The organism is Roseiarcus fermentans (assembly GCF_003315135.1).
In the GTDB taxonomy this organism is placed as follows: Bacteria; Pseudomonadota; Alphaproteobacteria; order Rhizobiales; family Beijerinckiaceae; genus Roseiarcus; species Roseiarcus fermentans.
This window is the reverse complement of record NZ_QNRK01000008.1, coordinates 41,013-53,136: the sequence shown is the minus strand read 5'-3', so window position 1 is coordinate 53,136 and position 12,124 is coordinate 41,013. Positions and strand designations below refer to the sequence as shown.

Below are 12,124 nucleotides of genomic sequence, written 5' to 3'. Positions count from 1 at the left end.
CTCACCAGAGCGCCGACACCGGCGCGCCGTCGAAGATTTCGGCGAGCCGGGCGCGGGTGCCCGCGCTGGTCCCGTCCGGCAGGCGGCTGCGCGGAAAGAAGCGCGCCTCCTCGATCTCCCGGTCGGGCGCGCGGCGCCCGAGAACCGCGAAATCGCGGATCACGTAGACCGCGACGTGGTCGCGTCGCGACACGTGGCCGTTGAAGTAGAGCCCGTGCAGGACCGGCAATCCCGCCGCCCGCACGCAGGCCTCCTCCTCGAGTTCGCGTTCGAGCGCGTGCAGGAAGGTCTCGCCGACCTCGACGCCGCCGCCGGGAAAGTGCCAGCCGGGGACGTAGCCGTGCCGCACCAGCAGCACCGATTCGTCGCCGTCGACGACGACGCCGCGCACGCCGAGCGTCATCGGCCGGCGCAGCAGGAAACTCAGGTGGAAGAAGCGCGACCTCAGCCGCGCGGCGAGCGTCTCCATGCGGACCAACGAGCCTTTCTTCCGGCGGCGCCGGGGTTGTCATCGTGTTGAACCGCCCTTAATGGGCGCCGTCAACGGCGGCGTTCCCGCCTCGAAGGAAAACCCCGGCGCGCCATGAGCTTCACGATCGCGCACATCACCGATCCGCATCTCTCGCCCGCGCCGCCGCCGCTCGGCGCGCATTTCCGCCTCAAGCGTTTCATGGGCTTCGTCAACTGGAAGCGCGGGCGCGAGCGCCTCAACGACATGGCGCTGCTCGGCCGCATCGTCGCCGACCTCGGCGCCCAGCGCCCGGACCACGTCGCGGTGACCGGCGACCTCGTCAACATCGCCATGCCGGCGGAATTCCGGCGCGCCGCCGAGTGGATGGCGACGCTCGGCGACCCGAGGGACGTCAGCTTCGTGCCCGGCAACCACGACGCCTACGTGCGCTCGGCGATGCCGCTGCTCGCGTCGACCTTTGCGCGCTGGACGACCGGCGACGACGGCGTCTCGCGCTTTCCCTACCTGCGCGTGCGCGGCGAGATCGCGATCATCGGCCTCACCTCGGGCGTGCCGACCGGACCGCTGATGGCCTCCGGCCGGCTCGGGCGCGCGCAACTCGACGCCTTCGCCAAACTGCTCGACGAGACGGGCGCGCGCAATCTGGCGCGGGTCGTGCTCATCCATCACCCGCCGCTGTGGAGGGGCGCGCCGCCGTTGCGCGGCCTCACCGACGCCGCCGACTTCGAGCGGGCGATCGCGGCGCACGGCGCCGAGGCCGTCCTGCACGGCCATACCCACAAGCAGATGGTGCGCTCCCTGCCCTCGACCCGGACGAAGATCGCCGGAGGCCGCGTGCCGGTGCTCGGCGCGCCTTCGGCGGCGGCGGCGGCGCGCGATCCGCGCTACCGCGCCGCCTACCACCTGGTGCGGCTCGAGCGCGACGGCGACGGCTGGCGCGTCGGCGCCCGGGTGCGCGGCCTCGCTCTCGACGGCGACCACATCGGCGAGCGCGAGCCGCTGCCGGCGCCGGAGCGATGACGAACAGGGGAACGATTTTCGGTAGCCGGGGCAGATTCGCGGGCGCGGCCCTGTAGGGCGCGCTCGTTGAGCGCGCCGGCAGGGTCAGCGACCCCGCCCTACACGGGCGCCCGGGAATTTGCCCCGGCGACGATTTTCGGAGACGGCGGCGCGGCGCGGGGCTAATCGTCCGGCGGGAGCGTGAAACCGCGCGCGCTGCGGCGAAGCCGCCGCCGCCGCGGACGAAGGCAGGACTTGTCGACATGATGCGGATCGCCGTCACCGGGTCCATGGGCCAGGTCGCCACCTCGCTGATCGAGCAGGCGGGGCGGGCGTTCGAGATCGTCCTGCTCGGCCGCCGCGTCTTCCTGCTCGAAGATCGCAAGGCCGTTCTCTCCGGCCTCAGGGCCGCCAAACCCGACGTGGTGATCAACGCCGCCGCCTACACTGCAGTCGATCAGGCGGAGGCCGAGGAGAGCCTCGCCGTCGCCATCAACGGCGAAGGGGCCGGCAACGTCGCCGAAGCCGCCGCCACGATCGGCGCGCCGCTCTTGCATCTGTCGACCGATTACGTGTTCGACGGCGCGCTCGATCGCCCCTACCGCGAGGACGATCCGCCCGGACCGGACAGCGCCTACGGGCGCTCGAAGCTGCTCGGCGAACGGCTGGTCGCCGAACGGTGCGAAAACAGCGTCATCTTGCGCACCGCGTGGCTGTTCAGCCCGTACGGGACGAATTTCGTCCGCGCCATGCTCGCGCTGAACGAGACCCGCGACGAGGTCCCGGTGGTCGCCGACCAGCGCGGCAACCCGACCTCGGCCCTCGACCTCGCGGCGGGGCTGCTCGCCGTGGCCGCGCGGGCGCGCGAGGACGCGTCGCCCACTCTGCGCGGCGTCTTCCACATGACGAACGCGGGCAAGGCGAGCTGGGCCGACCTCGCCGAGGCGATTTTTTCGGAGGCGGCGAAGCGCGGGCGGCGCGCGACGCGTGTCCGTCGGATCACCACCGCCGACTACCCGACGGCGGCGCGCCGCCCGGCCAATTCGCGCCTCGACTGCGGCAAGCTCAGGCGCGCATACGGCCTCGCCCTGCCCGACTGGCGGCCGTCGCTGGCGGCGTGCTGCGCGCGGCTGCTGGCGTGACCTCGGGCGGCGAGAACGCTCCGACGCGATCCCCGAGGCGCCGAAGCGATTCCGCAGCGCCGGTCGGCTGAACGTGCAGCAGCTTCATTCCTTCACAGGCTGGGCGATTTGGTCGGCGCCGCCTTGACGCGCGCGACCGCGTTCGGGTCCGGATCGGCGATCTTCACCTTGTCGCCGGTCTGGATCGATTCGAGCGCGCCGTCGACCAAACGGTCGGACGGCGAAAGGCCCGACTCGATCTGCAACCGATTGCCGAGATTGCGGCCGACGACGACCGGCTTGAGGACAACCTTGTCGTCGTCGTCGAGCGCCGCGACTCTCATGCCTTCCGCGCCGAAAACAAGCGTGGTCAGCGGGATGGAGAGCCGGTCCGGATCGGCGGGAATGTGGAAGTGAACCTCGGCGAAGGCGCCGGGCCACAGCTTTCCGTCCGGGTTGTCCGCCTGCAGCTCGATCAACGCGGTGCGCGAGCTTTCCGCCAGCGAATTCGAGGTGGACACGAGCTCGGCCTCGAAGGTCTGCTTCTGGCCGGGCAAGCGCAGCGTGGCCTTGACGCCCGGCGCGAGATTACCGAGGAAGGCTTGCGGAACATTCACGTAGATGCGCATGCGGTGGATGTCGGCCACCTGAAACAGCGCGCGGCCCGTGGTTCCGCCGGCGGTGACGAGATCGCCGATATCGACGTTGCGCGCCGTCACGACGCCGTCGAAGGGCGCCTTGATCTGTTCGAAGCCGGTCAATTCCACGAGGCGGCCGACGGCGGCCTGCTGCGCCACCACATTGGCCTTGGCGACCGACACCGCCGCGGCGCGCGCCGCCGCGTTCAGGTGGTCGGTGTCGCCCTGCTGTTTGCTCGACCAGCCCTCGGTCACAAGTTGCGCGGTGCGCTGGTCGGTCACCCTGCCGAGGTCGGCGTTGGCTTGCGCCTGCTCGACGGCGGCTTGCAACTGGACGAGTTGCCCTTTCGCCTCTTCGAGCTGCTGATCGAGATCGGGCGCCGAGATCGTCGCCAGAATCTCGCCCTTCGACACATGCGCGCCGATGTCCTTGTTCCACGCCGTGACGTAGCCGCTGGCGCGCGCGAAGAGCGAGCCGGTGACGAATGCGGCGACGTTGCCCGGCAGGATCAGGTCCTGCTCGCCTGATCCGCGCTCAGGGCTCACGACGCGCACCGTCGGAACGATCTGGGCGTTGGTCCAGGCGGTGACCTCCTGCTTGCTCCTGGCGCGATTCATGATGCCGGAGGCCGCGAGACCGACCGCGCAGAGCGCGAGCGCGCTGACGAAAATCAAGACGCGGCGCTTCTTTTTCGGCGGCGCGGGTGGGGAGTCAGAGGACATGGGGGGCTCCGGATCAGGCGTGAGAGGGAATGCCGGCGAGCGGCTCGGCCGCATCGGCTCTGGCCTTGGCGGGGTTTCGGTGAACGATCGCGAACACGGTTGGCGCGAACAGGAGCGTCGCAAACGTCGCAAACAGAAGACCGCCGATGACAGCCCGGCCCAGAGGCGAGTTCTGCCCGGGCTCGATCGCCATCGGCAGCATGCCGATGATCATGGCGAGCGCCGTCATCAAGACGGGGCGGAAGCGCGTGGCGCCGGCCTCGAGCGCGGCGTCGACTGCGCTTTTTCCTTCCGCGAGCTGCTCGCGCGCGAAGCTGACGACAAGGATGCTGTTGGCCGTCGCCACGCCCATGCACATGATCGCCCCGGTCAGGGCGGGGACCGACAGGGTGGTGTTCGTCAGGAACAGCATCCACACGATGCCCGCCAAGGCGGCCGGGAGCGCCGTGATGATCACGAACGGGTCGAGCCAGGACTGGAAGTTGACGACGATCAGCAGGTAGATCAGCACGATCGAGAAGGCCAGGCCGATCATCAGCTGCTGATAGGCGCTGGCCATGGTCGCGACTTGCCCGCGGATTGTGACCGTCGCCCCCTTGGGAAGACCGCCCATGGAGTCGTCGACGATCTTCTGGACGTCCGCCGCGACACCGCCGAGATCCCGGTCCTGAGTGGTCGCGTAGATATTCACGACGTTGCGGATGTCGTACTGAGAAACGATGGCGTTGAGCGGCTCGGGCGACAGGGTCGCCAGACCGCCCAGAAGCTGCTGCGAGTTCGCGGCCTCCAGGGGCAGGTTCTGGAGGTCGCCGAGCGTATCGATGGCGTATTGCGGGGTCTGGACGGAAATCGCGTAGGACACGCCGTTCGTGGGGTTCAGCCAATAGGTCGAGGCCGTCTGTGTCGTGCCGGACAGGCTGGTCTGGAGGCTCGTCGAGGCGTCGTTCTCGGTGAGCCCGACCACGCCCGCCAGTTCGCGATTGAAGTCGACCCTCAGGGCCGGGTCCTGAAAAGCTTCCTGGATGCGCGGATCGGCGATCCCGGGCACATGGCGGATCTTCGCCAGGAGCTGGGTCGCGAACGCCCGGCTCGCCTTGAGATCGGCGCCGGCGATCTGGACGTCGATCGGCGCGGGCGAGCCGAAGTTGAGGATCTGGCTCACCATGTCCGCAGGCAGGAACGAGAATGTCGTTCCCGGGAACGCCCGCGGGAGTTGCTCGCGCAAGGTCTTGACGTATGCGTCGGTCGGGGTCGCTCCTTCGCGCAGGGTCACGAGAATGTCGGCGTCGAACACGCCGACCGTTCCCGTGTTGCTGTAGGAAAGGTTGATCCCGCTGACCGGCAGGCCGATGTTGTCGACCACGCTCGCCAGGCGATCCGGGGGAATGATGGCGCGGATCTTCTGGCCGACCTGGTCGACCAGCACATTGGTTTGCTCGATTCGCGTTCCGGTCGGGGCCCTCAGGTGGATCTTGATGGCGCCCGCGTCGACCGAGGGGAAAAAGTCCTGCCCGAGGAACGGGACGAGGCCGAGCGACAGCAGGGCGACGCCGACGAAGCCGCCGGCGAAGACGAACCGGCGCCGGAGCGCGAGCTGCAGGAGCCCCAGATAGCCCTGCCGAAACCGTTCGAAATGGGCTTCGAAGCCTCGCTGAAGGCGACCGAAAAACCCGACGGGACGCGCCTCGCCCGAGCCTTCGATCGCCGCATGATGATGCTGATTGGCGAGCAGAAAATGCGCCATGGTCGGCACGAGGGTGTAGGTGAGGATGTAGGAGGCGATCATCGCGAAGACGACCGCCATCGCGAGCGGACGGAACAGATAGCCCGCGACTCCGCCGAGCGCGAGCAGCGGCACGAAGGCGATGCAGATGCAAAACAGGGAGACCGTCGCCGGCGGCATGATTTCCTGAGCGCCCTTGGTGATGGCGGTCAGAATATCCTCGCCGTGCTCCTCGGTGTGGCGGTTGATGTTCTCGATCGTCACGGTCGCGTCGTCGACGAGAATGCCGACCGCGAGCGCAAGGCCGCCGAGCGTCATGACGTTGATGGTCTGTCCGAGCAGCGAGAGCGCAGTCAAGGAACTCAGCACCGCAAGCGGGATCGAGACCGTGATGATCAGGGTCGAGCGCCAGCTGCCGAGAAAGACGAGGATCATGAAGCCGGTCAGCGCGGCGGCGATCAATCCTTCCCGGACGACCGCGTTGACGGAGGATTTGACGAACTCGGACTGGTCCCCGACGAAGGTCAGTTTGACCCCGGGAGGAAGGGTCGCTTCGATGCCCGGCAGGCGGGCCTTGATGCCCTGGATGATGTCGAGCGTGGACGCCGAACCGATCTTGAGGACGGACATCAGGACGCCCTTGCGCCCGTCGAGTTGCACGACGTTGGTCTGCGGCGGCGAACCGTCGTGGACATACGCGACGTCGCGCATGAACACGACCGCGCCGTTCACCACCTTGATCGGCAGATTGTTGAAATCCGCGACCGCCTTGGGCGAATCGTTGAGGTCGATGGTGAATTCGTACGGGCCGATCTTCTCCGTGCCGACCGGATTGATCTGGTTCTGCAAGGCGAGCGCGGCGCCGACTTCGGTGGCCGAAAGATTGTGGGCGCGCAGCGCGCTCTGATCGAGGTCGATCTGCACTTGGCGAGTCGAGCCGCCATAGGGGTATGGAAGTTGCGCGCCCGCAACCGTGGTGAGCTGTGGCCGGATGAAGTTCTGGGCGAGGTCGAACAGTTGCGTTTGCGAGAGCGAGTCGCTGGACAGGGCGAGTTGGATGATCGGAACGCTCGAGGCGTTATAGACGAGGATGATCGGCGGCGTTGAGCCCGTTGGAAGCTGCTTCAGAATGGTTTGCGAAATCGAGGTGACCTGCGCCTGAGCGGCGTTGATGTCGACGTTCGGCTGAAAGAAGATTTTGACGACGCCCATGCCGGGAAACGACTGGGACTCGATATGCTGGATGTCGTTGACCGTCGTCGACAGCACGCGCTCATAAGGCGAGACGATGCGGCCGGTCATGTCGTCCGGAGACAAGCCGGTGTAGCCCCAGACGACCGAAATGACCGGGATCCCGATATTGGGAAAGATGTCGGTAGGAGTCCTGAATATCGAAAGCGCGCCGAAGATCACCACCAGGATCGCCATCACGACGAAGGTGTAGGGACGTGCGAGCGCCAACCGAACGACGGCTATCATGGACCCAGTCCTGTCATTGAAGCGCTGCGCGCTCTTCGTCGCGCAAGCCAACGGCCAAACGCCGTTGCATGGCATCAGATGCCAAAGATGGTCGTTATGTAAGCGCCTATTGTGGCATTGCCATAATGAATTACCTCGTGCTCACAAAGAAGTGATCTTCCCCTATTTCCCCGCGGCTTTAGGGCTTGCCGTCATCCCGGATTAAACAATATCTTTCGCTATAACACGCACTGTGGGCGGCAGTCCCGAAACAATCGGCAGACTTCGAACCCGCTGGCTTGCGCGCCGTTGTTCTATGAATTCTTCTGCGGCGCCGCGAACGCCTGCTCCTGGGGCACGGCTCGCCGCTGCGCCCGCCGTTTCTTTCGGCGTCGGATTCGGCCCGACCCGGAACGGTCGCCCCGGGTCGAGTTCACCCCGCCTTCGCGCCGCGACGAGGGATCACACGCTCCGACGGCCGCTCACGGCAGCGAATGCACGATCACCGGCCCCGCCGTCGCCGTCGCCGGTCCGATGACGTAGGGCGCGAGGTGCTTGTCGATCCAGGCGAGCGCGCGGCGATTCGATTCCTGCGCCTCCTCGACCTTGTTGAACAGGCTGATCGCGGTCACCGTGTCGTCGGGCGAATAGACGACGTAGTAGCCCATGAAGCCGGACACGCCGCTGACGATCGGCACCGCGCCCTTGATGACGTCGGCGAGCGTGTCCGCCATGCCGGGCTTCGCCTTCACCTGACGGATTGCAGCGTACATCGGTCCCTCCGCACGTCGCGCGCCGCTCGGGGCGCTTGTTTCGAAAGGCTATGGCGCCGCCGCGGGCGACGCCACCGCAAAACGCGTTGCCATTGGCCGCTCGGGCGGCGTTCGGCTCAGTCTCCTGGCGCAGGCAGCGCGGCGGCGGTCGCGCGCGCCTTGACGCCCGCCGCCGCCTTCTTCACCGCGCTCGACGCCGCCACCACGCCCTGGTTGGCGAAAGCCTCGTGATTGCGCTCGATCTCGCCGAGATCGTACTGATAGTTGACCATGACGCCGAAGGATTCGGCGAGACCCTTGTCCGACAAGTCTCCCATCGGATTGATCCGCTCGAGCCTTGCGCCGTTGCCGAGATGGAAGCGCGCCACCGGATCGACGACGCGGCCGTCGTTGCGGCGCGCCCTGAGGAAGTAGTAGGCGGCGAGCGGCTCCAGCGCCTTGCGCATGGCCGCCTCCTCGTCCGGCTTCGTCGGCCAGTCCTCGTCGAGCGCGGCGTCGCGCACCGCGGCCGCGAGCGCCTCGGCCGCCGGGTCGTCGCAAGCGTCCACCCAGGCGCGCAGGCCAGGGACGGGCGAGAGGGTCACGAACGTCTCGATCCGCGGCAGTTCGCGCCGGATCTCCTCGACCACCTGCTTGATCAGGAAATTGCCGAAAGACACCCCCGACAGGCCCTGCTGGCAGTTGGAGATGGAATAGAAGGTGGCGGCGCGCGCCTTGTCGGGCGCGACATGGGCGCGCCGCTCGGCGAGCAGGGGCGCGATCGCCGCCGGCGGCGTCAGCGTCAGCGCGACCTCGACGAAGATCAGCGGCTCGTCGACCAGCGCCGGATGAAAGAAGGCGTAGCAGCGCCGGTCGACCGAATCGATCCGCCGCCTCAGGTCGTCCCAGCCGCCGATTGCGTGCACCGCCTCGTAGCGGATGATCTTCTCGAGGATCGCCGCCGGCGAGGACCAGTCGATGCGGCGCAGCACGAGAAAGCCGCGGTTGAACCAGGAGCCGAACAGGTGGAGGAAATCGCGGTCGAGGACGGAAAGGCCGCGGTCGGCGCGCATGGCCTCGATCAGGTCGGCGCGCATCGCCACCAGCGCCGCCGTCGCGCCGGGCGCGCGGTTCAGCCGGCGGAACAGTTCCTGGCGGCGGGGCTCGGAGGCGTAGTGGACGTCGGCCGCGGCGGCCTCGCCCCCGGTCGCGCTCCAGCGGGCGAACGCATTCTCGACCCGGTCGCGATCGGGGCCGAAGTCTTCGGCGAGCGCGCGGAAGAACGCAGCCTTGTCGTCGTCGCCCAGCGTCCGGTAGCGCCCGAGGATCTCGCCCGCGAGCGCCACGCCCGAGGCTTCGCCGCGCCCGCTGAGCAGCGCGCGGCACATATCGGCGAGCGAGGCGGCGCGGTTCTCCGCGTCGCGCGGCCAGGGACTCAGCTTCAGCACCGAGCGTCCGCGCTCGGCGATCGAGGCGAGGAGGTCCGAGAAGAAGGCGGTGTCCATGTTTGTCCTGCCCCAGCAACCGAAGCGTCCCACCGCAAAAGGGGGACAGCCCGGATTGTCGGCGGCGGGGGCGGACGAATCAAGTCCGCTTTCTGCGCCCTCAGAGCGGCGCTGCGCCGGACAGACGGCTCCACAGCGGCGCGAACTGATGGGTCCAGCCGAGCCAGACCGCGAGCAGGACGCAGCCGAGCAGCGTGAACGCGCCGAGCGCCATGAGAAAGAACCCCAACGCTGCGAGCAGCCTTTGCGCCAGCCCGCGCCGCGGCGCCTCGTCCGCGGCCGAAGCGCGCTCGGCCGCCCTGCCGGCGAGCCCGCGCAGCGGCGCGTGCAACGCCGCCTCGCCGTCGTCCTCCGGGGCCGCGCCCGCGTCGTCGCCGTCGAGCGCGGGCGCGTCGGCCGCCAGCGCCCGCTCGCGCTCGACCAGCCGGCGCGCGACATAGTTGGTGCAGGCCGCGACGATGGTCTCGATCTTCGGGCTCTCGGCGATCGCCACCCGCCCGTACAGCGTGTCCTGGAAGAAGCGGTAGGTGCGGCGGTCGCGCGCCATCTCGATGAAGGCGACCATGTCGAGGAATACGCGCGGCCGGTCGCCCCGGGAAAGCGTCAGGTCGAACAGGTCCACTCCGGGCGGCGCCTGGCGCACCACCTTCTGCAAGGCGCTCTCGAGCAGCGCCAGGCGGCCGAGTTCGATCTCTCTCAAATCCGCAACCGCGTCGGCGCGCTCGGCGTTCTCGATCCGCGCGCGCCGGAGCGCGGAGGCGAGATCGGGCCGCCCGCCAGACTCCGGCTTCTCGTCCATCGCGTCGATTTCCGCAACTCCTCGCGCCGCCGCCCGCCGCATCGAGCGGACGCCGACGCCCGGACCGACGCTATCCCATTCGTTCCGGCGACTCCAAGCCGACCTCGACGAATGCCCACAGGCCCGTTGATCCGGCGGCCCGGATTCCCGATAATCGCGACGGAATGGAGTGCGTGGTCATGGGCGTCGCCGATCTGATCGATTATTCCCCCGAGGTGGCGGAAGCGCGCGCCAAGGGCAGCCCGCTGGTCGCGCTCGAATCGACCATCGTCACCCACGGCATGCCCTATCCGCGCAACGTCGAGACCGCCCAGGCGGTGGAGGACGTGGTGCGCGCCTTCGGCGCGACGCCCGCCACGATCGCGGTGATCAACGGGCGGTTCCGGGTCGGGCTTTCGGCCAAGGAGATCGACGGCCTCGGCCAGCTCAGCGGCGGCGTGGTCAAGGCGTCGCGCCGCGATCTCTCGCCGGTCGCCGCCCGCCGCGGCTCGGCCGGCACGACGGTCGCCGCGACCATGTTCGTCGCCCAGCTCGCCGGCATCGAGATTTTCGCCACCGGCGGCATCGGCGGCGTCCACCGCGGCGCCGTAGAGACCTTCGACATCTCGGCCGACCTCGTGGAACTGTCGCGCACCCGCGTCGCCGTCGTCAGCGCCGGCGCCAAATCCATCCTCGACATCGAGAAGACGCTGGAATTCCTGGAGACCCAGGGCGTGGCGATCGTCGGCTACCGCTGCGACGAGTTTCCCGCTTTCTACGCCCGGTCGTCGGGTTTCCGGATCGAGCATCGCTGCGACGGCCTCGTCGACCTCGCCCGCATGATTCGCCTGCAGCGCGAGATCGGCCCGGGCGGCCTCCTGATCGCCAATCCGGTGCCCGAGGCGCACGCCCTCGAAGAGGCGATGATCGAGGAGCGGATCGCCGAAGCGGTGGCGGAGGCGAAAGAGCAGGGCGTCAGCAAGAAGGAAGCGACGCCGTTCCTGCTCAGACGCGTGGTCGAGCTCACCGGCGGCCGCAGCCTGGAGGCGAACGTCGCGCTGATCAAGAACAACGCGATTCTCGCGGCGCAGCTCGCGGTCGAGCTCGCAAAGGCGCCTTGACGGAGCGCTCGGACGGAGCGCTCGGCGGCCCGTCGCATTTCCTTGATCGAATTGGGGTCGAATGGCGGACCGCCGCGGCGGACCCGGGCTCGCATCAGGATCATTCGCTTGGAGACTTTCCCCGGCCCCGGCCCGATCGTCGAGGCGATCGGCGTCGCCGGCCTGGTCGCTGCGTCCTACGCCTCGACCAACCTCGACAACTTCGTGGTCGTGTCGGCCTATTCGGCGAAATCCGGCTACCGGCCCGTTTACGTCAAGCTGACCTTCGCGCTCGTCTGCCTGACCGTGGTCTGCGTCAGCCTGGCGCTGGCGCGCGCGGCCGACGCGCTGATCGCCGACCAGCTCCGCTATCTCGGCTTCATCCCGATCGGGATCGGCCTCTGGCAGCTCGGCGCGCTCGTGTTCGCAGGGCGCGGCGCAGCCGAGCGGCCGGCCGACGACGAGCCGGCGCGCGTCGGCTGGGCCCTCTATCTCGGGTTCGGGCTGTCGCTGCTCGCCAACTCGAGCGACAGCGTCATCGTTCTCGCGCCGATCTTCGCCGACCTGAGGCTCGCCTTCGTGGTCGTGTGCGCGGTCGCGGCGCTTTCGGTCGCGATCGCGATGAGTTCGCTCGCGACCGTGATCGCGACCAATCCGCTGCTCCGGGCGAAGCTCGAGAAGATCGCCGACCGGGCGCTGCCCTTCCTGCTGATCGCCATCGGCCTGATGATCGTCCTCGACAAGCCCGCGGACCTGTTCGTCCCGTGATCGCCTCCCCGGAGCGCGGAGGAAGGGGGGCGCCGGACGCGCGAACAATTTTCGACGCCCGGCGAGTTCGACCGGTGATCCGACTTT

At 68.5% G+C, this 12,124-nt stretch carries 10 protein-coding genes; 4 read left to right on the top strand and 6 right to left on the bottom strand.

Annotated elements, in window-relative coordinates:
- Window position 1: 1 nt before the first annotated feature.
- On the bottom strand, window positions 2-469 hold the full coding sequence (locus DFR50_RS08650) for an NUDIX domain-containing protein (RefSeq protein ID WP_113888803.1): 468 nt from the start codon (window positions 467-469) through the stop codon (window positions 2-4).
- A gap of 114 nt (window positions 470-583) precedes the next feature.
- Between DFR50_RS08650 and DFR50_RS08645 the strand changes: the two genes are divergently transcribed.
- Together DFR50_RS08645 and rfbD are read left to right on the top strand one after the other, a co-directional pair.
- Window positions 584-1,492, top strand: coding sequence for a metallophosphoesterase family protein (locus tag DFR50_RS08645; protein WP_113888802.1), 909 nt, complete (start codon window positions 584-586; stop codon window positions 1,490-1,492).
- Window positions 1,493-1,737: 245 nt separating this feature from the next.
- A complete protein-coding gene (gene rfbD, locus DFR50_RS08640) occupies window positions 1,738-2,613 on the top strand; it encodes a dTDP-4-dehydrorhamnose reductase (protein WP_113888934.1) in 876 nt (291 codons plus the stop codon).
- 92 nt (window positions 2,614-2,705) lie between these two features.
- Here the strand turns inward: rfbD and DFR50_RS08635 are convergent, their stop codons facing one another.
- The 5 genes from DFR50_RS08635 to DFR50_RS08615 form a co-directional block, all read right to left on the bottom strand.
- Window positions 2,706-3,953 carry an efflux RND transporter periplasmic adaptor subunit gene (locus DFR50_RS08635; RefSeq protein ID WP_113888801.1) on the bottom strand — a complete coding sequence of 416 codons (1,248 nt, stop codon included), beginning with the start codon at window positions 3,951-3,953 and terminating at the stop codon, window positions 2,706-2,708.
- 13 nt (window positions 3,954-3,966) lie between these two features.
- Window positions 3,967-7,155 (bottom strand): efflux RND transporter permease subunit, encoded by a 3,189-nt coding sequence (locus DFR50_RS08630; protein WP_113888800.1) that lies wholly within the window; start codon window positions 7,153-7,155, stop codon window positions 3,967-3,969.
- 461 nt (window positions 7,156-7,616) lie between these two features.
- A complete protein-coding gene (locus DFR50_RS08625) occupies window positions 7,617-7,907 on the bottom strand; it encodes an antibiotic biosynthesis monooxygenase (protein ID WP_113888799.1) in 291 nt (96 codons plus the stop codon).
- A 116-nt stretch (window positions 7,908-8,023) separates the two neighbouring features.
- Window positions 8,024-9,391, bottom strand: a complete 1,368-nt coding sequence (locus DFR50_RS08620; protein ID WP_113888798.1) for a malonyl-CoA decarboxylase — start codon at window positions 9,389-9,391, stop codon at window positions 8,024-8,026.
- A gap of 100 nt (window positions 9,392-9,491) precedes the next feature.
- Window positions 9,492-10,190, bottom strand: coding sequence for a hypothetical protein (locus DFR50_RS08615; RefSeq protein WP_113888797.1), 699 nt, complete (start codon window positions 10,188-10,190; stop codon window positions 9,492-9,494).
- Window positions 10,191-10,369: 179 nt separating this feature from the next.
- Here DFR50_RS08615 and DFR50_RS08610 point away from each other — a divergent pair, with 179 nt between their 5' ends.
- Together DFR50_RS08610 and DFR50_RS08605 are read left to right on the top strand one after the other, a co-directional pair.
- Window positions 10,370-11,290: a pseudouridine-5'-phosphate glycosidase gene (locus DFR50_RS08610; RefSeq protein WP_113888933.1), complete on the top strand. Its 921-nt coding sequence runs from the start codon at window positions 10,370-10,372 to the stop codon at window positions 11,288-11,290.
- Between the two features lie 108 nt (window positions 11,291-11,398).
- Window positions 11,399-12,037 carry a cadmium resistance transporter gene (locus tag DFR50_RS08605; protein ID WP_170153115.1) on the top strand — a complete coding sequence of 213 codons (639 nt, stop codon included), beginning with the start codon at window positions 11,399-11,401 and terminating at the stop codon, window positions 12,035-12,037.
- Window positions 12,038-12,124 lie beyond the last annotated feature (87 nt).

What these genes read in the sequence shown, in the direction of transcription:
- DFR50_RS08630 (WP_113888800.1), bottom strand. Translation starts at nt 7,155, where the DNA reads ATGATAGCCGTCGTTCGGTTGGCGCTCGCACGTCCCTACACCTTCGTC.
- rfbD (WP_113888934.1), top strand. Translation starts at nt 1,738, where the DNA reads ATGCGGATCGCCGTCACCGGGTCCATGGGCCAGGTCGCCACCTCGCTG.
- DFR50_RS08635 (WP_113888801.1), bottom strand. Translation starts at nt 3,953, where the DNA reads ATGTCCTCTGACTCCCCACCCGCGCCGCCGAAAAAGAAGCGCCGCGTC.
- DFR50_RS08610 (WP_113888933.1), top strand. Translation starts at nt 10,370, where the DNA reads ATGGGCGTCGCCGATCTGATCGATTATTCCCCCGAGGTGGCGGAAGCG.
- DFR50_RS08625 (WP_113888799.1), bottom strand. Translation starts at nt 7,907, where the DNA reads ATGTACGCTGCAATCCGTCAGGTGAAGGCGAAGCCCGGCATGGCGGAC.
- DFR50_RS08620 (WP_113888798.1), bottom strand. Translation starts at nt 9,391, where the DNA reads ATGGACACCGCCTTCTTCTCGGACCTCCTCGCCTCGATCGCCGAGCGC.
- DFR50_RS08650 (WP_113888803.1), bottom strand. Translation starts at nt 469, where the DNA reads ATGGAGACGCTCGCCGCGCGGCTGAGGTCGCGCTTCTTCCACCTGAGT.
- DFR50_RS08615 (WP_113888797.1), bottom strand. Translation starts at nt 10,190, where the DNA reads ATGGACGAGAAGCCGGAGTCTGGCGGGCGGCCCGATCTCGCCTCCGCG.
- DFR50_RS08645 (WP_113888802.1), top strand. Translation starts at nt 584, where the DNA reads ATGAGCTTCACGATCGCGCACATCACCGATCCGCATCTCTCGCCCGCG.